Source organism: Sphaerisporangium sp. NPDC049002 (assembly GCF_040649355.1).
In the GTDB taxonomy this organism is placed as follows: Bacteria; Actinomycetota; Actinomycetes; order Streptosporangiales; family Streptosporangiaceae; genus Sphaerisporangium.
On sequence record NZ_JBEZFH010000124.1, the window covers coordinates 1 to 21946 of the forward strand.

Sequence of the window (21946 nt, forward strand, 5' to 3'; positions counted from 1 at the left end):
CCGGCTCGGCCTTCCACGCGCCGTCCGCCAGGTTGTCGATGTTCTTCAGGACATCGGCGCCCCCGATCTTGGCGGAGAGCGTGAGGATCGTCTCGTAGATGTAGAACGGGTGCTTTCCGGCGTAGGTGAACGGCGCGGCCCTGCCGGACTTCTTGATCTTCTCGCACAGCGCCGTGAACTCGTCCCAGGTCTTGGGCACCTCCCAGTCGTTGTCGCCGAAGAGCTTCTTGGAGTACCAGATGCCCCACACCGTGCTGGCGTAGTTGAGCACGGAGAAGGTGCCGTCGTAGGTGCCGAGCTCGATGGCGGAGGGCAGGATCGTGTCGCGCACCTTCACGCCGGGGTCGTCCCAGCTGGGCGCGTCCAGCAGTGCGCCGAGGTCCTGGAGCTGGCCGTCCTGGGCCAGCGCGCCGAAGTCCATCGCGTTGTCGCCGGAGTTGTTGATGAACTCGGGAGGGTCGCCCCCGGCGAACCGGGGCTGCAGGGTCTTGGCGATCTCCTTGGTGGCCGTGTGCTTGATCTCGACCTTGGCGTGCTTGCCCTTGAACAGCGGCTCGTGGATGTCCCGGGCGTAGGCGTCGCCGAAGCCTCCGTCGAAGATCACCACTTCGAACGGTCTGTCCTCGGCGATGCCGAGCGGGTTGGTCGCCGTCTTGGCCCCGGTGGCCGGGGCCTGCGACCCGCCGGGGTTGCCGCCGCCGGCCGGGGACGCGCACGCCGACAGCGCGGCCGCCGCGGGAAGGAGCAGGCCGGCGAGGGCGGCGCTTCGCAGTAGTTCGCGCCGGGAAAAGGAGCTTTCCGCCATGAAGTCCTCCTGGGGGTGGAGCGTCCGCCGCGGCCTCTGCTGCGAAGGGCCTCGTACGGGAGCGGGGGTTCTCTGGTCAAACCTGGTGTCAATACATTGGATCAAGAACTGCGGCCCTGCCACGAGATTCGACCGATCAGCCGCCGCGGCGGATGCGCCCGGCGTAGCGGCTTTCGAGCGCCCGGTTGTGCTCGTCACCCCCGACGACGTTGGCCGAACGGTAGATCGGTGGCACCTCGCCCGCCTCCAGCAGCTCCCGCACCACCTCGGCGACGACCATCTGCGCGAGCAGGGCCGAGGTGATCGTCGACACCGCTCCGAAGGCGCCGCCCTCCGGAAGCGGCATCACCGCGTCCCCGTACGGGGCACCGTTGTCGAGCACGACGTCGGCGAGGTCGAGCAGCTTGAGCCCGGAGGCGTGGCGGGACCTCATCTCGGTGCTGTGCCGCACCGAGGTCAGCGCGACCAGCCCGTGGCCGCGCTCCTTGACGATCGACGCCAGCTCGACCACCGAGCCGTTGACCCCGGAGCTGGAGATCATGACGAAGGCGTCCTGCGGCTGGATGGGCGCGAGGTCGTAGATGCGGTGGGCGATCGACGGGTCGCGTTCCAGCTCCGTGGACCGGAGCGCGCTTGGAGACTCCCCGCCGTAAAGTACGAGGTCACGCAGGGCCAGCCGGTTCGTGGGGACGAGCCCGCCGGCACGTCCAGCGATCTCCATCGCGATCGCCTCGGAGTGCCCGGAGCCGAACGCCTGGATCACTCCGCCACCGCGCAGGGCGGCGCAGAGCAGCCTCGCGGCCTCGCCCACGGCCCGCGCCTGGCTCGCGGCGACGTCGTGCACCAGCCTCTCGACCTTCTGTACGTAGTCGGCGGCACTGATGTCCACTCGTCTCAGCTCCTCTCCACGGGGCGGCCCTCGAAGGCCCTGATCGCGAGCTCGGCCGCCTGGCGGGCACGCTCGTACGCGAGCCGCGCACCCCAGGCCACAATCATTCCTTTCACTCACAGGCGATTGGATGAAAATAATTGCCCACGGCACGCTTAGCAAGAGCGTTCCCGCCAGATTCCGGACGGCACGCGGGCGCGGTCAGGACATCGCGGTATTCGGGCCCGCGCACGCGTGTGGGCCGCCCGGCTCCTCTGACGGCCGGGCGGCCCCGTACGGGCGCCGGCGGTTACCGGACGACGCTGTGCTTGCTCTTGGGGAGCGCCTCCACCATCGAACGCGGGATGTCGAGTGTGTCGGCGCTGACCTGCGGCGGGGTGTTGGCCATCCACTGGGTCAGCGAGATGTCCTCGAAGCGCGGGTTGCGGAACATCTCCAGGAACACCAGGGGCTCCGTGCCGAGGTTCTCGACGTAGTGCCCGTAGGCGAACGGCACGTACCCGACATCGCCCGCCTGGAAGTTGAACGTCCGGTTTAGCCCCGAGCTGGCGAACACCCCCATGCGGCCGAATCCGGAAATGTAGTACTGCCACTCGTCGTCGGTGGGATGCCAGTGCAGCTCCCGCAGCCCGCCCGGCTCGATCTCCACCAGGGCGGCGGAGATGGTGGTCGCCGCCGCGAAGTTCGTGGAGTCGGTGACGCGCACCGATCCGCCGTCGAACCGCTGGGGCGCCTGGGCGAGCATCCGGTGCTTGAACGTGCGCGGCACGTCGCCCGTCGGGCTCACCACCCGGTCGGACTCCAGCGGCGGCGGCACCTCGCCGCGGAAGATGTACTTCTCCTTCTCCGGCAGGTTCTCCATCTGCTCGGGCGTCCACCCGAAGTTCTTCGCCAGCACGCTCTTCGGCGTGTGGGCGAAGAAGTCGCTCATCATGAAGGTGGAGTTCTCCGAGAAACCGCCGTCATCGAACACCAGGAGGAATTCCACGCCCTCCTCCAGTGCCTGGATATAGTGCGGCACGCCCTTGGGGAAGAACCACAGGTCGCCTTTCTCGACGTCGTCGAGGAAATTACGTCCCTCCTGGTCGACGGCGCCGATCCGGCAGCTTCCCTCCAGCACGTAGGCCCATTCGGCCTCCTTGTGCCAGTGCAACTCGCGGTAGACGCCCGGGTCGAGCTTCATGTCGACGCCGGCCAGCGTGGTGGCGATCGGGAGTTCCCGCTGGGTCACCTCCCGGGTCCAGCCGCCTTCCTCGATCCTGGTGTGGGCCATGGAGAAGGAGAACTTCATGTTGGGCACGGTGCCGTAGTCGGTCGCCGGCGGGGTGAGCAGGTCGGGATTCTGCCGGTCCAGCTCTATGTTCCGGGGACCGGTGTCCAGGGCGCCCTGGCTGCCGCGCTGTGGTTGCGGGATGCCGTCGGTCGAATAGGTCATGCGGGCTCATCTCCTCGAATCGCTGGGGCCGGTTTCCGGCGGGGCTCGGTGTTCAGAACAGGAGGGTCAACGGGAGGCAACATCCAAGGACGGCCACCGCGGCCCCCGCGCACGCCGCGATCCGCGTGGTGAGCGGAGCGTTGACCAGCGGGCCCATGACGGAGCGGTCGCGGCAGAAGTAGACGAGAAGGAACAGCGCCACGGGCACGCCGAGGGAGATGACCACCTGGCTGAGGATCAGCAGGCTGGTCATGGGCACGCCGAGCATCAGCGCGACGACGGCCGGGGTCATCGTGACCAGGCGCCGCAGGTAGACGGGTACGCGGCGGCCGAGGAAGCCCTCCATCACCACGTCGCCCGCCAGCGTCCCGACCCCGCAGGACGAGATCCCCGACGACAGCAGCGTGACGGCGAACGCCAGAGCGGCGGCGCCGCCGGCCCGGCTCAGCAGCTCCGCGTGGGCCGCCGGCAGATCACCGGTCCAGGTTCCGCCCGTCCAGGCGCCGAGCCCGGCGCCCAGGGCGAGCATCGCCACGTTGACGATCGTGGCGGTGCCGAGGCCGAGCAGGCAGTCCGTACGCAGCGCCCGCCGTACGAGAGCGGGTCGCCGCCAGGCCGCGCCGGCCGGCCACCCCCGTCCCTGTACGAGCGCGGAGTGCAGGTAGATGGCGTGCGGCATGACGGTGGCTCCGACGATCCCCATGGCCAGGATCACCGAGCCCCCGCCGTCCAGGCGCGGTACGAGCCCGCCCGCCAGCCCGGCCGCGGACTGGTGACCCACGAGCAGGATGTCGTAGGCCACGCCCGCCCCGACGAGCAGCAGGCTCGCGGCGCTCATGAGCTCGAACCGCCGCGTCCGGCCGCGCCGTCGCATGCGGAGCATGAGCAGCGCCACCACGGCGGTGATCAGCGCCGACATCCCGGGTGGCATCCCGAAGAGCAGGTGCATGCCGATGGCCGCGCCGACGAACTCGGCCAGGTCCGTGGCGAGCACCACCACCTCGGCCTGCGCCCACAGCAGCAGGCCGCCGCGCCGGGAGAACCGCTCGCGGCACAGCCGGGGCAGGCTCTTGCCGGTCACCATGCCGAGCTTGGCGGCCTGGAACTGCACGAGGATCGCCACCAGGCTCGCCAGCACGACCACCCATACGAGCGTGTAGCCCGAGGTCGCGCCGGCCATGAGGTTCGTGGCGACGTTGCCGGGGTCCACGTAGGCGATCGAGGCGACGAAGGCCGGTCCGAGCACCGGTGCCATACGCGAACCGCCGGGTCTCAGGGAGCTCCGTGGCGCCGCGGGGGACCGAGCGGGGGACCGCCCGAGCACCAGCGTGCCGTCGTCGTTCATCCTGCCTCCCGATGTGTTTCCTGACCGCGGCGTGCGGTGACGGCGAGCGTCCACCGGCCGGCGGGCATGGAACCCCGCCTCGACATCGCAGACTTCCCACTACCAATGAGTTCCAGAAAAGTCTGAATTAGAGGGATGTCGCAGTCGTGGCACCGTGAATCATGAATTACCCATTCAAGGGATGAAGACGCAGGCATGACGCCTCGATGAAGCAAATAAACAGCACGCTCTAGTAATTCACCCCTCTGCCTTTAAAGAACATGAAGTCGTATAAATAGCGACTTTCCGGTAAAGGGTCGTGGGGAAATATCCGCTTTCTTCGCCACGAAACCCCTGACACCCCTGGCACACACCACCCGCTTGCGGATCCGGGACCTGTGCCGCCTTGGAGGGGCCACAATGATGGGGGAGAGGATCGGCGAGCCCGCTGGGGTCAATATGTGTGGGGGTCTGATCGCGTCCGGCAGGTCCGGGCCGTACGGCACATCATCGTCTGAGTCGATTGGCTGGAGATCATGAGCGAGGAAGAGATCAGGCGCGTCCTCGGACTGCTCTATCAGGACGACACGCTGCGGGTCCTCTCCGCTCTGGTCCTGAACGGCGGCACGGACGCCTCCGGGCTCGACCAGGAGGCCGTACGACGGGCCCTCGACCGGCTTGAACGCGGCGGGCTGGCCGAGAGGTCCGAGGACGGCTGGCACGTGCGGCGCGAGAGGTTCCGCGAGCTGCTGCACGCCACGGCCAAACCCGCCGCCCCGGTCTCCGCCGAGGACAGGATGATCCAGAAGTTCCTGGTCGAAGGCCGGTTACGGGCGATCCCCACGCGGCGCGAGAAGCGGCTGGTCGTGCTCGACTACATCGCCCGCGTCTTCGAGCCCGGCATACGCTACGCGGAGAAGGACGTGAACGTCGCCCTGCGCGGCTTCCACGACGACTTCGCGGCACTGCGCCGCTACCTCGTCGACGAGGGCATGCTGACCAGGGAGAGCAACATCTACTGGCGCAGCGGCGGCTCAGTGGACACCTGACCCGCCCTCGCCTCGTCCGGCGCGCCGGAGGTGATCGGCACCGACCCTCCTCGCACGAGATCGAGCTGCACGGTCTGGCGGGGCAGCACGGCGGCCAGGAGCCAGCTGCCCGCGATGCGCGTACGCCCCCCGGGAATCGCCAGCAGATGGTAGCCGCGCGTCACCGCCTTGGCGACCAGGCCCGACAGCGGGACGCCGAGCGGGTTGGCGGCGGCCTTCACGCCCCCGAGGTCGACCACGAAGCCCAGATCGTGGTGCCGGTACGGGCGGCGCTCCGCGCGGCCGTACGACGCGGCGAGGTTGTAGGCCACGCGCTTGCCCTGCCGGCCGGCGTGCTGCGCGGTCATGGCCGTGTACTCGCCCGGGCGGGTCAGGTCCGGCACCGCCGCCGCGTCGCCGCAGGCGAAGATCTCCGGATGCCCCGGCACGTTCAGGTACTCGTCGACGAGGAGGCGCCCCTTCTTCGTCGGCAGTCCCAGCGTCTCCACGAGCGGGTCGGGGCCGACCCCGACGCACCAGACCAGGGAACGGGTCGCCACGAACTCCCCGTCGGAGAGCTTGACCCCTTCGTCGGTGGCCTCGGCGACGGTCGTACCGGTGCGGATCTCCATGCCCCGGTCGGCCAGGGTCCGGTGGGCCGTGCGGGAGAGGCGTTCGTCCAGCTCGGGCAGGATGTGGGGGGCCTTGTCGACCAGGATCCAGCGGAGCTCCTGCTCGCGCAGGCCGGGCCTGTGCCGCTTGGCGTCCACGGTGAGCAACTGCCCCTGGGCCGCCACCTCGGTGCCCGTGTAGCCCGCGCCCACGACGACGAACGTACAGCGCGCGTTCCTCTCCTTGGCGTCGGTGGCCGTGTCGGCCAGCTCGATCTGCCGGATGAGATGGTCGCGCAGGTACAGCGCCTCGGCGATGCTGCGGAAACCGTGCGCGTGCTCCGACACGCCGGGGACGGGCAGCAGCTTGTTGACGCTGCCGACCGCGATGACCAGCCTGTCGTAGCCCAGCTCGCGGGGCCTGCCCTCGGCGTCGGTGCACTCCACCCGGCGTCCCTCGATGTCCACCTTGTCGACGCTCGCCAGGAGGTTTCGTACACCGGGGCAGCTGCCCGCCAGCGGTACCGCCACCTTGCGCGGGTCCAGGATCCCCGCCGCCACCTCGGGCAGCAGAGGCAGGTAGAGGAAGTAGTCGGCCGGGTTGATCAGGACGATCTCGATCGCGCCCCTGGCCAGGCGGGAGAGCCGCCGCGCCGCGGTGAAGCCCGCGAATCCTCCGCCTACGATGACGACGCGCTGCCGATTGGGCATGGACACGTTCCTTTCAGCTCGGCTGCGGGCGCTTCACGTGCTCAGTCCTCTCGCGTACCCGTCTGGGTCCCCAGGAATCCATCTCGCCGGCACGACCCGCTCCCGCGGCCGGGAGACGGGCGCCGCCGGTCCGCGCCGACGACGCCGGTGAGACGATCAATATTTACCTACCGAGTGACTGGGTTGTAGTGTGCCCGGCAAAGGGCAGTCCGGCGGGATGACGGTTCTCGGTCAGGCGCACTCCGTGTGCCACGGGGGCAGGGAGTTGCGGGACACATGAAGATCAGGAAGAGGGGCGCCGCCGGCGCGATCGCGCTCGGCCTCGTCCTCGCCCTCGCCGCGTGCGGCGGTTCGAGTGATCCGGGCGCTTCCGGCGGCGGTTCCGGCGCCGCGGGCGGCACGTTCACGTACTGGACGAGCGGCTGGCAGCCCGACCAGATCGCCGAGATCGACGCGGCCTTCGACAAGGCCCACCCCGGGATGCACGCCAAGGGGCAGTACATCGCCAGCTCCGACCAGTTCCTGCCCAAGGTGATCGCGGCGCTGAAGAACGGCACCCAGCCCACGGTGCTGCTCACCCAGAACCCCTCTGATCTCCCGGTGATCGAGCAGAGCGGGAAGCTCGTCCCGCTCGACGGCAAGCTGACCGCCGAGACCGACGCGCTGTACCCCGGCATCAAGGAATCGCTGTTCTACAAGGGCCACCAGCTGGGCATCGCCCTGGCCGGCGTGGGCGACATCGTGCTGTTCTACAACAAGAAGGCCTTCGCCGACGCGGGCATCAAGAGCCCGCCCGCGACCTGGACCGAGCTCGCCGAGGACGCCAGGAAGCTGTCCGACCCCGCCAAGAACAAGTACGGCTTCTACGTGCCGCTCGGCGAGGCCGAGTGGATCACCTTCGCGTGGACGCCGATGCTGCACGCCGAGGGCGGGTCGTTCCTCAACGCCGAAGGCACGGCCACCGCCTTCAACAGCCCCGCCGGGGTCAGGGCGCTCACCACCTGGGTCGACCTGGTCAAGGGCAAGGCGGCGCCGAGCACCAGCTACGCCCAGGCGGGCAGTTTCGACGGGGCGCCCGCGTTCGCCAGCGGCACCGTCGCCATGATCGTGAACGGCCAGTGGGCGGTGCCGACCTTCGGCAAGGCCGGGGTCGACTTCGGCGTGGCCCCCATGCCGAAGGGCGCCGCCGGCACCTCGACGAGCATGGGCATCGGGGTGGCCGCGCTGCTGAAGACGGGCGCGGACGCCGAGAAGGCGGGCCTCGCGTTCCTGAAGTTCCTGACCACCCCCCAGCGCGGCGCCTACCTCGCGGCCAAGAACGGCGGCCTGCCGTCGGACCCGGCCCAGCTGGAGCAGCAGGCGCTGAAGGACCACATCGCCCAGGACCCGACGTACACCGTCTTCGCCGAGGCGGAGAAGACCGGCAAGGTCCGCCCGATCACCCCCGCCTACAACGCGATCTCCCAAAGCCTCTGGACGGAGATCAACGCGGCTCTGAAGGGGCAGAAGACCCCGGCCGAGGCACTGGCCAAGGCGGCGCGAGAGGGAGACGCGGCGCTGAAGAAACTCGGCTGATGCGGCGACGGCACCGCACCTGGACCCTCGCCTACGCGTTCGTGGCGCCCACGGTGGTGCTCACCGTGGTCTTCTCCCTCGTCCCGCTGGCGATGCTCCTGTGGCGCAGCCTGTACAGCGGAGGGGTGTTCGACGCCTCGCCCGAGTTCGTCGGGCTCGGGAACTACGGGCAGATGCTGCGCGAGGGCGGCGGCCACGCGCTCGGCGTGACCGGCGTCTACACGGCAGGCTTCATCCTGCTGACGATGGGGGTGGGCCTCGGGCTCGCGCTGCTGCTCAACTCCGGCGCGCCCGGCGTGGCCAGGGTGCGGGCACCGTTCGTCATCCCGCTCGTCGTGCCCGTCGTCGCCACCGCGCTGATCTGGGCCAACATGTTCGCGCCTCAGTTCGGGCTGATCAACAGGCTGCTCCGCGCCCTCCATCTTCCCCAGGCGGACTTCCTGTCCTCGCCGGGGCCGGCCCTGGTCGCGGTGCTGACCTTCGGCGCCTGGCAGTTCTTCGGGCAGAACGTCATCCTCTACGTGGCGGCCCTGAAGTCCGTCCCGGGTGACGTCCTCGACGCGGCCAGCGTCGACGGGGCGGGGGCGTGGCGCAGGTTCGCCCATGTCCAGTGGCCGATGATGCGCCGCCACACCCTGCTGATCTGGGTGGTCACCACGCTGACGGGCCTGCAGACGTTCACCCAGGTCTACGTGCTGACGCAGGGCGGCCCGGACGGCGCGACCCAGACCGCTCTCTACTACGTCTACAACGAGGGGTTCGTCCAGTTCGACACCGGGCGCGCCAACGCCATGGGCGTCGCGCTGTTCCTGCTGTCCCTGCTGATCACGATCACGCAGATCTGGCTGCTCGGGAGGGCCGACCGTGCCCGCTAGCCTGATCGCCCGCCGCTCGGTGGTCTACCTGCTGCTCGGCCTGGCCGTCGTCATCGTGGCGTTCCCGCTCGTCTGGATGGCGGTGAGCGCGCTGAAGACCGACGCCGAGATCATCAACCCGGCGGCGCCGCTGCTGCCGGCGCACCCCGAGTGGTCGAACATCGGGCGCGCCCTGTCACAGGCGCCGTTCGGCCGCTGGTACCTCAACACCGCGATCTTCGGCGTGGCGGCCACCGCGGGTCAGCTCGCGAGCGGGCTGCTGGCGGGCTACGCGTTCGCCATGCTCGACTTCCCGGGCAAACGGCTGCTCTTCGTCGTCGCGCTGAGCGGGCTGATGGTGCCGTTCAGCGCGATCATCGTCCCCATGTCGCAGCTTCTCGGCGAGCTGCGCTGGCTGAACACCTACCAGGGCCTGATCGTGCCGAACATCGCCTCCGGGCTGGGCGCCTTCCTGTTCCGGCAGTTCTTCCTCGGGACGCCGCGGGAGCTGGGGGAGGCGGCCCGCATCGACGGGGCGTCGGAGTCGCGGGTGTTCTTCAACGTGTACGCGCCGCTGGCGCGGCCGGTGGTCGCCGCGCTGGCCATCATCCTGTTCCTGCAGAACTGGAACAACTTCCTGTTCCCGCTGATCGTGGTGAACACCACCGAGATGTCGGTCCTGTCGCAGGGGCTGTCCGTGTTCCAGAGTCAGTTCACCACCCAGTACAACCTGATCATGGCGGCGTCGCTCATCACGATCGTCCCGGTGCTCCTCGTCGCGGTCGCGGCGCAGCGCCACATCATCGAGGGCATCACGCTCGGCGCCCTCGACTGACCGGCCCGCCCCGGCCGGTGGCACGGCCCGTCCCGGCCACCGGCCGCGACGGGTCAGGTCCGCGCCAGGACCTCGGCCACCGTGTCCCGCAGGGGAGTGGTCGGACGGCCGATGAGCCTGGCGAGGTCGCCCGTGGTGTCGGCGAGGGCCCCCTGGGCGATGTCGATCTCGATGGCGGCGAACATGGCCGCGACCGGCTCGGGCAGGCCCGCGCCGATCAGGACCCGCTCGTACTCCTCGCGGGGAAGGTCTTGGTAGGTGACCGGCTTGCCGGTGACCGCGGCGATCTCGGCCGCCAGCTCGGCCTTGGTCCACGCGACGTCGCCGGCCAGCTCGTACACCGTGTTCTCGTGGCTCTTGCCGCTCTCGTGGCCCTCGCCGGTGAGGACGGCCACCGCGGCGGCGGCGTACTCGGCCCGGGTGGCGGTGGAGACGCGGCCCTCGCCGGAGGCGCCCGCGATCGTGCCCTGCTCGGCGGCCTGGGTGATCGTGCTGTCGTAGTTCTCGAAGTACCAGCCGTTGCGCAGGAAGGAGAACGGGATCCCCGAGGCGCGGATGTACTCCTCGGTGCCCTTGTGCTCCGCGGCGAGCGCCAGAGTGCTCGTGTCGCCGCGCAGCACGCTGGTGTAGGCGAGCAGCGCCACACCGGCCTCGGCGGCGGCGTCGACGACGGCCTTGTGCTGGGGGAGGCGGACTCCCACGGTGTCGGAGGAGATGAGCAGGACCCGGTCTCCGGCGGCGAAGGCCGACTTCAGCGTCTCGGGCCTGTCGTAGTCGGCCTCCCTCACCTGCACCCCGCGTTCGGCCAGGTCGGCCGCCTTCTCCGGGTTCCGTACGGCCGCCACGATCTGGCCGGGGGGCGTCGTCTTCAGCAGTCCTTCGACGACGAGGCGGCCGAGCTGTCCGGTGGCACCGGTGACAACGATCATCTTCACTTCTCCTCGCTCAGGGGATTCGCCGTTAGGTTAGTACTAACTTCTAGAAAGTGCCAATGCAGTGGTTAGTACCAACCGATTGCACAGTGCAGCGAGAACGTAAGGTAGGGGTATGGAAGACCAGGCCACCCTCGCCCGCGACGAGCACGGGCAGGTCATCTTCGACGTGTTCGCACGCGGATGTCCCTCCCGCGAGACGATGGAGCACCTCACCAGCCGGTGGGGCATCCTCGCCCTGGCCGCCCTCGGCGAGGGCGCCTACCGCTTCAACGCCCTGCGCCGCCGCGTCGACGGCGTCAGCGAGAAGATGCTCGCCCAGACCCTGCAGGCGCTGGAGCGCGACGGCATGGTCCACCGCGAGGCCCAGGCGACCATCCCGCCCAAGGTCGAGTACAGCCTGACCCCGCTCGGCCGCGAGGCGGCCCGCCGCCTGCTCGGCCTCATCGAATGGCTTGAGGGAGAGATGCCCCGCGTCCTGGAGGCACGCGACCGCCACGCGGGTACCTGAGCCGCCCTGAGCCGCCCCTGAAAGATCCCATGAGAGACCAGCGGGGCTGTGGAGTAGCGGGCCGGACCTGGAGTGATGGGCCGAACCTGGAGTGACGGGCTGCACCTGGAGTAGTGGGCCGAATCTGGAGTGCGGGCTGGACCTGGGGTGACGGGTTGGCCGAACGCTGGGAACGCCCCTGATCGTGCGAGACAGTGAACCCGTGATACGACGAGTGATCTCCCTATCGCTCCTCGTGCTCCTGTCGGGCTGCGCGGCCGGCGTGACGCTCAGCGGGGCGCGGCTCGACGACCTCAGGTCCGAGGGGGTGGCGCCCGACATGGTCTACCTGGTCGACCTGCCGGGGTACGAGCTGGCCGAGCAGTCCATGAGCGTCTACAACGAAGACGGCTTCCAGGCGTACTACTTCTCGGCCGAGGGCAGGCAGGTGTGGTTCGGGGTCGATCGAGGCACCTTCAGCGACGCCATATGCGCGGCCAAGCCCCTCCACGACGCCGAGCCCCTGATCCCTCCGGACTCCTGCGCGTACGACGAGGCGGGCTGGTACCGCACGAGCGGGCGTCAGCACGAATACGTGTCCGTCGAGGAGGGCCACGTCATCCGGATCAGCGGCCTCAAGGCCGACGTGGACCGCGCGTCCCTCAAGGAGGCCATATCGGGGGCCCGGCACGCTAGCGAAGCGGGCTGAGCCGGACGCTCGGGTGGCTCGTCTCTGCGTCAGTTCAGATGCTGTGTCAGCGCTTCGGCGGACTCACGGGCGCTGGCCGTTTCCACTCGGGCGAGCGCGTCACGCACTTCGACCACACGGTGTCGTACCTGCCCCGATGAGACCTCGCGGAGCTGGTCAAGGGCGGCCAGGGCGATCGCGGCGCCTTCGTCCACCTCGTTGGCGCGAACGAGGCTGTGGGCGAGGACGAATTGCCTGCCAGCGCGGTTCCGTCCAAACGACGCGCCGGTATGGGTCAGGGAAGCCCGGAAGTACGGCACTGCCGCCTTGTGCTGTCCGCACTCGGTGTAGAGCTTTGCCTGGACGACTTCGAACTCAGAGTGATCATAGAATGCCGTCCAGTCGGGAGCTGGTCGGCTCCGCTCGGGACGCTCCATCAGTCGCATCGCTCGTGCCAGTTCGGCGCGAGCGGCAGAGTGGTCGCCCATAAGGGAGAGCGCCCGTGCCTCGCGGCTTGCGATGATCGACAGTAGAACGGGGGAGCCCATGGTTTCGGCGTATTGCCGCGCTGCCGCTAGCAGGTCGCGGGCTTGCCGGGGCTGCTTCTCGTAGTTCGCCTGGAAGCCGAGCATCGCCAGAGCCTGTGTCTTCAGCTCGTCGTTTCCCAGCGTGATGCCGATGGTGAGCGCCTCGTTCCAATAATGCCGTGCGGTTTCCTGGTCGCTGGCATCGAAGTGAATATACGCGCAGCGACTCGCGGTCTCCCCGGCGAGCAGGCGAAGCCGGCGGCCGATCGAGTCCGGATAGCTGCTGGTCTCGATGACGCGGCGGACCCGGTTCAGATGCCGGATGGCCAGCGGCCGTACATCGCTACCGCCATGCGCGTCACCCATGGTACGGAGAGCGCGAAGTCCGGCGCGCAACTCCTGGACATGCTGCATGCCGACGGCTTCCGGAGCGGTGAAGGAACCCAGGGCTACACCGGCCGTTGCTCCAACAGCGCCAGTAACGAATGTACGTCGGTTCACATCCGTTTCCTCTGTTTGGTCCGTAATTAGAAACGTACATGGATTTGTTTCACCGTATGGAGCGGGCGGGAAACCCAGATCGGCTGGATTGATGCCGAACATGGCGTGAAGCACCCGCCAGGCCTTGGGGCGTGGCCGTGGTGGGTTCGGAAGACACCAGCGGCGGAACTGGCGGTCGGTCAGCGTTACCGGCTCGCCCAGCATGTGCGCTGCCTGCGCGAACACCGAGAGAAAGACCGAAGGCCGCTCCCAGCCGCGCTCGACGCACGCCCGCTCGAACTCCGTCCCCCGCCAGACCATGGCTACCTCCCGTGAACAGTGGCATACCGAAGGTAGTCGAAGGCCGAAAAGGCGGAAGGCTGTTCCCGGTGAAAAGTCAGGCCATATGTCCGGCTGAACGCGCGCCGCAAATCCCACGCAGGCGGTTCTCTGGGGGCGACAAGAATCCCCCGCGGAAGGATGCGCGGCCAGATGAGCATCCATTCCTACGACCCTCGGCAGGAAAGCAGCACTTTTTCCGGTATGGAGGCATCCGTCGGAGAGGCCCGGCGATGGCTGGGCAAGATCCTCGGTGATCATCCGTGCCGTGACGACGCGGTTCTGCTGCTCTCCGAGATCTTCACCAACGCGGTGCGACACGCCGCCTCGCTGGAGATCCGCGTCGCCCTCCTCGTCGGCTGGGACGGCAGCGTTCAGGTCACCGTCGCCGACGAGGGCTCGGCCACGGTGCCGTGCGTGTGCCGAGTCCCGGGTGACGAGCTGACGGAACGCGGACGAGGGATCCACTTGATCCGGGCGGTGTCCGGCCGTTGGGGGTTCACCCGGGACAGGCACGGATGCTCTGTGTGGTTCGTCCTCGATCCCCGCGAACGCCCACGCGAAGTCGTGGTGGCCATGTCATCCGCCGACCGGCGGGCGATCTACCAGGAGGTACGGCATGGGTAAGCACGAGGATGACGCGGAGGTGCCGGCGACCGGTATAGACCCCCGATCGATCGCGTGGGAGTCTCCCGGCGCCGACCTCGCCATCGGCGCTCTCGTCCCCCAGCATGTATGGCTCGATCATCCCTACAAGATCATCTCAAGCGGGCAGTCATAGAGGTCCGAGGATGGAAGCATCCGTGCCACTTCGTCCAGTGTGACCAGGTCGAGCTATGCACCGTCGTTGCCATCGCGCAGGGAATGGATCATGCTCTGCAGGATCCGGAACGCGCCTGACTGCTCGGTCTCTGTCATGCCGGCCAGCATTCTGACCTCGACGGACCGGACCGCTACGGTTGCTTTCTCGAGGCTCCGTCGGCCGCGAGGCGTGAGCCGCGTGGGAAGAACCTTTCCGACAGGCGCCTCCGCGGGCCTGGTCACGTAGCCCTCTCGTTCCAGGGCCTGGAGCAGCACGTTCATCGACTGCCGTGTCACGAACGCGCGCCGCGCGAGCTCGGAGTTCGACAAGCCCGGTCGTTGAGCCAGCAGTTCGAGGCAGGAGTAGCGCGTCACGCTCATCCCGAGCGGCCGCAGCACCTCCTCCATGGCTGCGCGGAGGACGCTCGACGCCTCTTTCAGCAGGTAGCCCAGTGACGTCTCCAGGTCGACGCCGACATCGTCTTGACTCATGTCAGCATTCTGACATAGATTGACCTGTGTCAGAAAGCTGACACGCAAAGAAGGAGCATGATCATGCCCGCCACCGGCCCCGACTTCATCTCGCTCCAAGCGCGCGACCTCGACGCTTCGCAGGCGTTCTACGAGCAGTACCTAGGCCTCGTCCGCTCGCAGGCCGGACCTCCGCACGCGGTCGTCTTCGAGACGAAGCCGATCGCGTTCGCACTCCGCGACGTCGTTCCCGGCACCGATCTCGCATCCGTTGCTCAGCCCGGCATCGGTGCCGCGATCTGGTTCCACGCCACAGACGTCCAGGCCATTCACGATGCTCTCGTCGCCGACGGTCACGCCATCGTCTCCGCACCGATCGACGGCCCCTTCGGTCGGACATTCACCTTCGCCGACCCCGACGGCTACCAGGTCACTCTCCACGACCGCGACTGATCGGCCGAACGCCACCGGACGATCACTGATCCCCGAAGACCGCGACCGCGCCCTAGGCTCGTGCCCGAGCTATGCCGACTCGGCCTGTCGGGTCGGTTGAATCTGGGACGATCGCGACAAGTCTTGTGTCGCTTCAGCGGACTCCGCGGGGGCGGAACTGGATGCTGATGCGGGGGCCGGTGACACGTGTGCTCTTGGGGACGGCGTGCTCCCACGTGCGCTGGCAGCTGCCGCCCATGACGATCAGGTCGCCGTGGCCGAGGTCGTGGCGCAGGGCGGGGCCGCCGCCGCGTGGGCGGAGCAGCAGGCCCCGGGGCGTGCCGACCGAGATGATCGCGACCATGGTGTCCTCGGCGCGGCCGCGCCCGATGCGGTCGCCGTGCCAGGCGACGCTGTCGCGCCCGTCGCGGTAGAGACACAGCCCGGCCGTGCGGAACGGCTCGCCGAGTTCCTCGGCGTAGTGCGCGTCGAGGGCCGCCTTGGCCTGTTCGAGGACGGGGTCGGGAAGGGGCTCGCCCTCGTCGTAGAACTTGAGCAGCCGGGGGACGTCGACCATGTGGTCGTACATGTGCCGTCGCTCGGCGTGCCACGGGACGGCCCGCGCCAGCCGGTCGAACAGCGCGTCGGCGCCGCCGATCCAGCCCGGCCGGACGTCGATCCAGGCGCCGTGAGCGAGGATCGTGCGTCTCACCGTGGACCCGAGGGGGCCTGGGCCGGCCTCCTCGCACGAGTCGAACAGCGATCGCTGGAACGCGGCGGTCATTTGCCCAGTATACGCCAGGTATTCAAACACCCATTCGATCAACCCTGCGGCGCGAGGGCTCACAGCCCGCCCAGGCGGGTCACGCTACGTCTAGACTAGGAGCTGTTCGGAGTTCGGATCTAGGTGAGGCCCGGTGGCGGGCTGGCCGTGGCTGGTAGAACTCGGATGTGGCGCGCATAGGGACATCTTCTACGGCAAGGCCGGTGACCTGACCGGCGACGATCGCGAACACGTCGAGGTCTCCGCCCTGGCTCTGCACCTGGTCCAGGCCGCGATCGTCTACCTGAACACCAGGATGGTCCAGGTCGTCCTGGCGGAGGTTCAGATGGCTCCAAAACAGGGCCGACAAACCGCGCCGGTCGGCGTCGGTGAGCTTCTTCTGCCACTTAGGTGGGTGGTGGAACGGAGGTGTGCCTGGTTGGGACGGTGCAGAAGGTTGGCCCGCGACTACGAGCGCAAGACTGCGCACGCCGAAGCGATGATCAAGGTGGCCATGATCCGGCTCATGGCCGCCCGGCTGGCCGGTGAGGACGTCGAGCCGCACGGTCCGATCGAGACCGAAGCAACGCGGCGCCTCGCCGAAGACCTCAACCGAGAGTAACTATCCAGTTGCCCAACACTTTCTTAGCGGCCGCTCCGATAGGAGCCGTCCGTGAGCTCCGCGACGAGGTCCGGCCGCTTCGGCGTCCAGCCGAGCGCCCGGCGGGTCCGGGTCGCGCCCACCGCCTGACCGAGAGCGAGTGCCTCGGCGAAGGCCGGGCTCAGGGTCTGCCCCGCCTCCTCCACCGGCCAGGCCTCCGCCTCCCCGTCACCGAGCCCGGCGGCCTGGGCGGCGGCCCTCGCGACGGCGGCCAGCGGAACCGCCTCCTCCCCCACTCCGTGCAGAACGGCGCCGGGTTCCCCGTTCTCCACCGCGGCGACGAACAGGTCGGCCAGATCGTCGACGTGGACGGTGGGCCAGGCGGGCTCCTGGCCGCCCGCGGAGACGTAGCGGCCCCGGCCGTGCTCGGCGGCCTTGGCGACCAGCAGGGCGGGGATGCCCCCGCCCGCGCCGTACACGATGCCGGGCCGGACCACCACGCCGCCGGAGGCGAGCACCCGCTGCTCCACGGCCGCCCGGAACGCGACGAGCGGGATGGGGTTCAGCGGGCTCTCCTCGTCCGAGGGGCCGGGGCCGAGCACCCAGATGCCGCTGGTGTAGACGACCTTCGCCCCGCCGGCCAGCAGGGCGTCGACCGCCGCCGTCTCTGCGGCCTCGTCCCCGGTCGGAGCGGCGGCGTGCACGATCGCGTCCACGTCGGCGGCTGCCGCGGCGAGGGAGGCGGGGTCGGTCACGTCGCCGTATCTCACCTCCGCGGCTCCGGGCACGGCGCGGCTCTCACCGGCCTTGCGGCGGATCAGGGCCACCACCTCGTGGCCGTGCTCCGCGAGCCGTCCGGCGACCGCCGAGCCGATGTAGCCGGTCGCGCCCAGCAGCAGGACCTTCATCTTCTTCACCTCGAACTCTTTGACATCAAAATTTGCGACGAGGAAACGTTAAGGCGATAATCGCGGTGATGTCAAACAGTTCGATGCCGAATGGTTCGAGGTACTATGACCGGATGAACGATGCCGTGGACCAGGTCCTCGACCAGTGGGCCGCCGTGCGGCCGGGCCTGGACACCTCGGCCATGGGCGTGGTGGGCCGGATCTCGCGCGCCTCCCGTCTGCTGGAGCGCGGGGTCAGGGCCTACTTCGACGAGCACGGCCTCGAACCCTGGGAGTTCGACGTGCTGGCGGTCCTGTTCCGCGCCGACCGGACCCTCTGCATGCGCGAGCTGGCGGAGGCCACCATGGTGAGCTCCGGGGCGCTGACCAACCGGATCGACCGCCTCGTCGCCAAGGAGCTGGTCACCCGCGCCACCGCCGAGGACAACCGCCGGCTCGTCCTGGTCACGCTCACCGAGGCCGGCCACCGCCTGGTCGGTGATTTCGTCGACGGCCACGTCGCCAACGAGGACCGCCTGCTCGACGGTCTCACCCCGGCCGAGCGGGACGAGCTGGCCGCCCTGCTCCGCAAGCTGCTCGGTTCGCTCGGCGACACCGGCCCCTGACGGTCCCGGGAGGGGCCGGTGACCCACGGGAGGCACACCGGTTCCACCCGCCGGACCGCACGTTCCCTGCGCCGGTCCACCCGCTGTGCGGGCCTACCCGCTGCGCCGCAGGAGCATGGGGAGCAGCTTCCCCCGAGTGTTCCGCTCGAAGTCGGCCATGTCGTTCACCCTCGGAAACGGCTCGTCGGGCACCGGCACCCCAGGAACCCGCACAGCGGCTCCCAGCCCTCGCGGACCTCGAAGCGGAGCAGCCGCGAGCAGCCGGGGGACGTCGACCATGTGGTCGTACATGTGCCGTCGCTCGGCGTGCCACGGGACGGCCCGCGCCAGCCGGTCGAACAGCGCGTCGGCGCCGCCGATCCAGCCCGGCCGGACGTCGATCCAGGCGCCGTGAGCGAGGATCGTGCGTCTCACCGTGGACCCGAGGGGGCCTGGGCCGGCCTCCTCGCACGAGTCGAACAGCGATCGCTGGAACGCGGCGGCTATTTGCCCAGTATACGCCAGGTATTCAAACACCCATTCGATCAACCCTGCGGCGCGAGGGCTCACAGCCCGCCCAGGCGGGTCGCGCTACCGGGCGGAGCCCGCCGCCCAGGTCCGGGTCGGTCACAGCCCGCCCAGGCGGGTCACGCCCTTTCCTGCAGGACGGACAGGATGTTCCCGGCGGGGTCGGTGAACCAGGCGATATAGGGGCCGCCGCCGCGGAAGACGCCCTTCTCGTCGGCGTCGAGGCCGTCGTACCTCTCGAACCGCACTCCGCGCTCGGCCAGCGCGTCGACGGCCTGGTCGATGTCGTCGACGGGGAAGTTGAGGATGGTGAACGACGCGGGGGTGTGGCCGGGCTTGGGGTAGACCAGGATGTCGCCGCCCCCGGCGATGCGCAGGCGCAGCATGCCGTGCTCCTCGGACACCTCCAGCCCGAGGACGCCGCCGTAGAACTCCTTGGCCTTCGCCACGTCGTCGACCGCGAATCCGCTGAAAGCCCTGGTGTGCCTGAACATGGGTCCTCCTGGGTGTCCTCCGAGGTCAGCGTGCCTGGCAAGCCTACTGAGCCCGTACGACACTTCCCATGGAAGCGGACCGGGCGTGCCCCCCCACGCGAGGACGCAAGGCCAGACCGACGGTCACGTGCTCGGAGGCGTCAGCGGACGGCCGCGCGCTCTGGCGCACAGGCGGACGGCCGCGTGGTCGCGGAGGTCAGCGGACGGGTGCGCCGGAGGTCTGCGGGAGGCGGCCGTGGCCGAGGGGTCGCTGCGCGCCGTGTCGCGGCGGGCCGGACCTTCCCGGGCTGGGCACGACGATCGCGGTGAGGATCAGGCCGGCCTCGGCCACCCAGCGGCCGGAGAAGGCGGTGATCCGCTGCCCGCGCACCCTCGGCCCCGTGACCCGCAGCCACGCCGAGAAGTTGCCGTTCACGGGATCGATGTTGATCAGGATGTCCTCGAAGTCGAGCCACCGCTTGGTGAGCGGGAACCACGCCTTGTACACCGACTCCTTGGCGCTGAACAGCAGGCGGTCCCAGTGGACGCGGGGATGGCGCGCCGCGAGCTTCCGCAGGCTCTCGCGCTCCTCCGGCAGTGAGATGGCGTCGAGCACGCCGGGGACCAGCGCCTCGTTGGGCTCGGCGTCGATGCCGATGGTGGTCACCTTGGACGAGATGCCGAGGACGGCCCCCCGGTAGCCGGCGCAGTGGGTGATGCTGCCGACGACGCCCGGCGGCCACTGGGGCTCCCCCCGGAGACCGGGAAGCACGGGGCTCGGGCGCATGCCCAGCTTGCGCAGCGCGTCATGGGCGCAGACCCGGGCCGTGCCGAACTCCTTGCGCCGCTTGTCGTCGGCGTGGATGATCGCCAGCTCCTCCTCGGGGAAGAGGGCGGGCTCAGGAGCGTCGGTGAAGACGTCGGCCGCCACCACGCAGTCGGGCAGGATCGACTTGATCATGGCTTCTCGCGGCCTGGGAGAGACTGCCTGGACGAGTCGCCGTCGCGCGCGCACCCGCCGCGCGCAGACGGGGACGGCGGGCTCTCGGCCGTCTCCCGGCTGACGGAAACGGCGAAATCGAGAACTCCGGCCCCCGGGGACCTTTTGTTGCTCACTCGCGTAGCGGTCACGTCCCAAGCGTATCGATGCCGCTGTTCCGCGAGGAATCAACGCCAATCTTTTCTCGGGACCGGTTCGCGCCCGGCTAGGGCACGGCACGGGGTGGTAAGGGTACGCGCGGGGAAGATCGGCGGGAATTGCGCCACGAGCGCCAAGACCCATCATAGACGCAGGTCACGGCGGGAGAAAGGTGTCTTTGGTTTCCCGCCTCACCGGCGCCGACAGACCCGGTGAATCCCTTTGTGAGAGGGAAAGGCTCTTTGCGAGATGCGGTCGCGGCCGATCGGGTGTTCCATGCCGCATTAGGCACGGCAAGGAATCGGCGCCGTGAATGCCCCGGCGCCCGGAAACAATTAGGGTGCGCCGGCCGGTCGTGCCGCGGGGAAATGCCGCGCCGGGTAAAGCCCGCCGCGGGCACCGCAGAGCCTATCGCATCGGCGAGCCGGACCAGGCTCAGCCGACCAGTTCCCCCGACTCCCCCATGCGCCCGCCGGAGCCGAGCACCGCCCGCGCCTCGGTCAGCATGGAAAGGGCCCGCGCCTCGTAGGTCGGCGTGTTGATCGACTGGAACAGGCTCAGCGCCTGCTCGAAGTGGACCGCGGCATGCTGGGCGTCGTCGCACGCCAGGGCCAGCTCTCCCAGCCCGAGCAGGGAACGCGCCTCGGGGAGCCGGTCGCCCGTCGTCCTCGCCAGCCGGACCGCGTTGCGCAGCGCCTCCTCGGCCAGCGCGGTCTCGCCCTGCCGGAGCCGGGCGATGCCGAGCCCGTTGAGGATGTACGCCTCTCCGACCGGGTCGCCGATGGCGCGCACCATCGTGAGCGCCGTGTCGAAGATGTCCGCCGCGAGGGCAGGCTCGTCCCACGCCAGGTAGGTGTCGCCCATGCGGTGGAGCACCTGGGTCTCGACCCTCCGGCTGCCGCCGTCGCGGCTGAGCGCCAGCGCCTCGGACAGCAGGGTGCTGGCCCCCTCGGGGTCGCCGGTCTCCAGCCGCAGCTGGGCCAGGTTGTGCAGCACGTACGCGGAGGACACCTGGTCTCCGGTGCTTGAGAACATCGCCAGGGCGCGCTCGTAGTGGGCCGTGGCCTCCTCGAAGTTCCCGCTCATCCGCTCAAGGAAGGCGATGCTGCGCAGCACCAGGGCGGTGCCCTGGTCGTCGCCGATGTCGGCGAAGAGCCTGGTCGACTCCTCGAAGTCGCGGTGTGCCTCAGCGAACCGCTTCTCGGTGATGTGGAGGGAGCCCCGCGAGTACAGCATCGCCGCCTGGCCGCGCACGTTGGAGGCGAGGCGGACCGCCGCCAGCGCGGTCTCGTGGGTCTCACGCCAGTCGTCGAGGTAGACGCGCGACTCGAACAGCGTCACCGCGCTGACCGCGAGGTCCCAGGACAGGTCCACGAAGCCGGCCTGCGCCGCCTGTCGGATGCCCGACACCAGCAGAGGCCGCTCGCGCTCGTACCAGGCGAGCGGCTCGGCGACGAGCTGGCCGACCAGCCTCTCGGGGAGCGGCCAGCGCGGGGCGTCGCTGTGGATCTGGACGTAGTCATTGCCGTACTCCCGGCGGTGGGCCGCCTCGGCGAGGAACAGCAGGGCGCCCAGCACGCGTTCGAGGGCGGCCTTGCGCTCGGCCGAGGTCTCCTCGCTGGCGAGGCACTCGCGGGCGAACACGCGGATGAGGTCGTGGAAGCGGTACAGGCTGTGCACGCCGTACCCGCCTGCGGTCTCGATCAGCTGGGCGTCGGCCAGCT

General features: G+C 69.3%; 24 protein-coding genes and 2 pseudogenes. 12 read left to right on the top strand and 14 right to left on the bottom strand.

What is annotated here, in order from left to right; all coding sequences use genetic code 11:
* The 4 genes from AB0B89_RS23015 to AB0B89_RS23030 all read right to left on the bottom strand — a co-directional run.
* Window positions 1-805: extracellular solute-binding protein (locus AB0B89_RS23015; protein WP_358556309.1), on the bottom strand; the 805-nt coding region annotated here is incomplete at its 3' end.
* A 136-nt stretch (window positions 806-941) separates the two neighbouring features.
* Window positions 942-1694 carry an SIS domain-containing protein gene (locus AB0B89_RS23020; RefSeq protein ID WP_358556313.1) on the bottom strand — a complete coding sequence of 251 codons (753 nt, stop codon included), beginning with the start codon at window positions 1692-1694 and terminating at the stop codon, window positions 942-944.
* A gap of 289 nt (window positions 1695-1983) precedes the next feature.
* The gene (locus AB0B89_RS23025) at window positions 1984-3129 is read right to left on the bottom strand and encodes an oxalate decarboxylase family bicupin (protein ID WP_358556316.1); all 1146 of its coding nucleotides are present in this window, start codon (window positions 3127-3129) and stop codon (window positions 1984-1986) included.
* 52 nt (window positions 3130-3181) lie between these two features.
* Complete coding sequence (locus AB0B89_RS23030; RefSeq protein WP_358556319.1) at window positions 3182-4384, bottom strand: Nramp family divalent metal transporter; 1203 nt, start codon at window positions 4382-4384, stop codon at window positions 3182-3184.
* A 605-nt stretch (window positions 4385-4989) separates the two neighbouring features.
* On the opposite strand from AB0B89_RS23030, the gene AB0B89_RS23035 reads away from it, so the two are divergent.
* On the top strand, window positions 4990-5502 hold the full coding sequence (locus AB0B89_RS23035; RefSeq protein WP_358556322.1) for a DUF2087 domain-containing protein: 513 nt from the start codon (window positions 4990-4992) through the stop codon (window positions 5500-5502).
* On the opposite strand, the gene AB0B89_RS23040 is transcribed toward AB0B89_RS23035, so the two are convergent.
* Window positions 5469-6803, bottom strand: coding sequence for an NAD(P)/FAD-dependent oxidoreductase (locus AB0B89_RS23040; protein ID WP_358556324.1), 1335 nt, complete (start codon window positions 6801-6803; stop codon window positions 5469-5471). The genes AB0B89_RS23035 and AB0B89_RS23040 overlap by 34 nt on opposite strands.
* Window positions 6804-7079: 276 nt before the next feature.
* Here AB0B89_RS23040 and AB0B89_RS23045 point away from each other — a divergent pair, with 276 nt between their 5' ends.
* The 3 genes from AB0B89_RS23045 to AB0B89_RS23055 are packed head-to-tail and all read left to right on the top strand — an operon-like array spanning window position 7080 to window position 10067.
* Entirely contained in the window at window positions 7080-8378 is a 1299-nt protein-coding gene (locus AB0B89_RS23045) for an ABC transporter substrate-binding protein (RefSeq protein ID WP_358556327.1), read from the top strand.
* Complete coding sequence (locus AB0B89_RS23050; RefSeq protein WP_358556330.1) at window positions 8378-9253, top strand: sugar ABC transporter permease; 876 nt, start codon at window positions 8378-8380, stop codon at window positions 9251-9253. The genes AB0B89_RS23045 and AB0B89_RS23050 overlap by 1 nt, the downstream gene beginning before the upstream one ends.
* Window positions 9243-10067 (top strand): carbohydrate ABC transporter permease, encoded by an 825-nt coding sequence (locus AB0B89_RS23055; RefSeq protein WP_358556333.1) that lies wholly within the window; start codon window positions 9243-9245, stop codon window positions 10065-10067. The genes AB0B89_RS23050 and AB0B89_RS23055 overlap by 11 nt, the downstream gene beginning before the upstream one ends.
* A 53-nt stretch (window positions 10068-10120) precedes the next feature.
* Here AB0B89_RS23055 and AB0B89_RS23060 read toward each other — a convergent pair whose 3' ends face one another.
* The gene (locus AB0B89_RS23060; protein ID WP_358556336.1) at window positions 10121-10996 is read right to left on the bottom strand and encodes an SDR family oxidoreductase; all 876 of its coding nucleotides are present in this window, start codon (window positions 10994-10996) and stop codon (window positions 10121-10123) included.
* A 118-nt stretch (window positions 10997-11114) separates the two neighbouring features.
* On the opposite strand from AB0B89_RS23060, the gene AB0B89_RS23065 reads away from it, so the two are divergent.
* A complete protein-coding gene (locus AB0B89_RS23065) occupies window positions 11115-11510 on the top strand; it encodes a helix-turn-helix domain-containing protein (protein ID WP_358556339.1) in 396 nt (131 codons plus the stop codon).
* A 214-nt stretch (window positions 11511-11724) separates the two neighbouring features.
* Window positions 11725-12198, top strand: a complete 474-nt coding sequence (locus AB0B89_RS23070) for a hypothetical protein (RefSeq protein ID WP_358556342.1) — start codon at window positions 11725-11727, stop codon at window positions 12196-12198.
* 29 nt (window positions 12199-12227) lie between these two features.
* Here AB0B89_RS23070 and AB0B89_RS23075 read toward each other — a convergent pair whose 3' ends face one another.
* Window positions 12228-13505: a hypothetical protein gene (locus AB0B89_RS23075; RefSeq protein ID WP_358556344.1), complete on the bottom strand. Its 1278-nt coding sequence runs from the start codon at window positions 13503-13505 to the stop codon at window positions 12228-12230.
* Between the two features lie 222 nt (window positions 13506-13727).
* On the opposite strand from AB0B89_RS23075, the gene AB0B89_RS23080 reads away from it, so the two are divergent.
* Entirely contained in the window at window positions 13728-14150 is a 423-nt protein-coding gene (locus tag AB0B89_RS23080; protein WP_358556346.1) for an ATP-binding protein, read from the top strand.
* Entirely contained in the window at window positions 14143-14304 is a 162-nt protein-coding gene (locus AB0B89_RS23085; protein ID WP_358556349.1) for a hypothetical protein, read from the top strand. The genes AB0B89_RS23080 and AB0B89_RS23085 overlap by 8 nt, the downstream gene beginning before the upstream one ends.
* Window positions 14305-14357: 53 nt before the next feature.
* On the opposite strand, the gene AB0B89_RS23090 is transcribed toward AB0B89_RS23085, so the two are convergent.
* The gene (locus tag AB0B89_RS23090) at window positions 14358-14816 is read right to left on the bottom strand and encodes a MarR family transcriptional regulator (RefSeq protein ID WP_358556352.1); all 459 of its coding nucleotides are present in this window, start codon (window positions 14814-14816) and stop codon (window positions 14358-14360) included.
* Between the two features lie 63 nt (window positions 14817-14879).
* Here AB0B89_RS23090 and AB0B89_RS23095 point away from each other — a divergent pair, with 63 nt between their 5' ends.
* Window positions 14880-15248 carry a VOC family protein gene (locus AB0B89_RS23095; RefSeq protein WP_358556355.1) on the top strand — a complete coding sequence of 123 codons (369 nt, stop codon included), beginning with the start codon at window positions 14880-14882 and terminating at the stop codon, window positions 15246-15248.
* Between the two features lie 133 nt (window positions 15249-15381).
* Here AB0B89_RS23095 and AB0B89_RS23100 read toward each other — a convergent pair whose 3' ends face one another.
* Window positions 15382-16011, bottom strand: a complete 630-nt coding sequence (locus AB0B89_RS23100; protein ID WP_358556358.1) for an alpha-ketoglutarate-dependent dioxygenase AlkB — start codon at window positions 16009-16011, stop codon at window positions 15382-15384.
* A gap of 133 nt (window positions 16012-16144) precedes the next feature.
* Here AB0B89_RS23100 and AB0B89_RS23105 point away from each other — a divergent pair.
* Window positions 16145-16330, top strand: a pseudogene (locus AB0B89_RS23105) (Tn3 family transposase); the annotation flags it as partial.
* A pseudogene (locus tag AB0B89_RS23110) lies at window positions 16307-16534 on the top strand (transposase); the annotation flags it as partial. The pseudogenes AB0B89_RS23105 and AB0B89_RS23110, both read left to right, overlap by 24 nt.
* Window positions 16535-16635: 101 nt before the next feature.
* Here the strand turns inward: AB0B89_RS23110 and AB0B89_RS23115 are convergent.
* Window positions 16636-17499: an NAD-dependent epimerase/dehydratase family protein gene (locus AB0B89_RS23115; RefSeq protein ID WP_358556373.1), complete on the bottom strand. Its 864-nt coding sequence runs from the start codon at window positions 17497-17499 to the stop codon at window positions 16636-16638.
* Window positions 17500-17612: 113 nt separating this feature from the next.
* On the opposite strand from AB0B89_RS23115, the gene AB0B89_RS23120 reads away from it, so the two are divergent.
* Entirely contained in the window at window positions 17613-18104 is a 492-nt protein-coding gene (locus AB0B89_RS23120) for a MarR family transcriptional regulator (RefSeq protein ID WP_358556361.1), read from the top strand.
* A gap of 164 nt (window positions 18105-18268) precedes the next feature.
* Here AB0B89_RS23120 and AB0B89_RS23125 read toward each other — a convergent pair whose 3' ends face one another.
* The 4 genes from AB0B89_RS23125 to AB0B89_RS23140 all read right to left on the bottom strand — a co-directional run.
* A complete protein-coding gene (locus AB0B89_RS23125) occupies window positions 18269-18355 on the bottom strand; it encodes a sulfotransferase (protein ID WP_358556376.1) in 87 nt (28 codons plus the stop codon).
* Between the two features lie 375 nt (window positions 18356-18730).
* Window positions 18731-19105: a VOC family protein gene (locus tag AB0B89_RS23130; RefSeq protein ID WP_358556364.1), complete on the bottom strand. Its 375-nt coding sequence runs from the start codon at window positions 19103-19105 to the stop codon at window positions 18731-18733.
* Window positions 19106-19301: 196 nt separating this feature from the next.
* Window positions 19302-20045: a 4'-phosphopantetheinyl transferase superfamily protein gene (locus tag AB0B89_RS23135; protein WP_358556367.1), complete on the bottom strand. Its 744-nt coding sequence runs from the start codon at window positions 20043-20045 to the stop codon at window positions 19302-19304.
* A 612-nt stretch (window positions 20046-20657) separates the two neighbouring features.
* Window positions 20658-21946, bottom strand: a 1289-nt coding sequence (locus AB0B89_RS23140; protein WP_358556370.1) for a tetratricopeptide repeat protein, incomplete at its 5' end; no start/stop codon positions are given.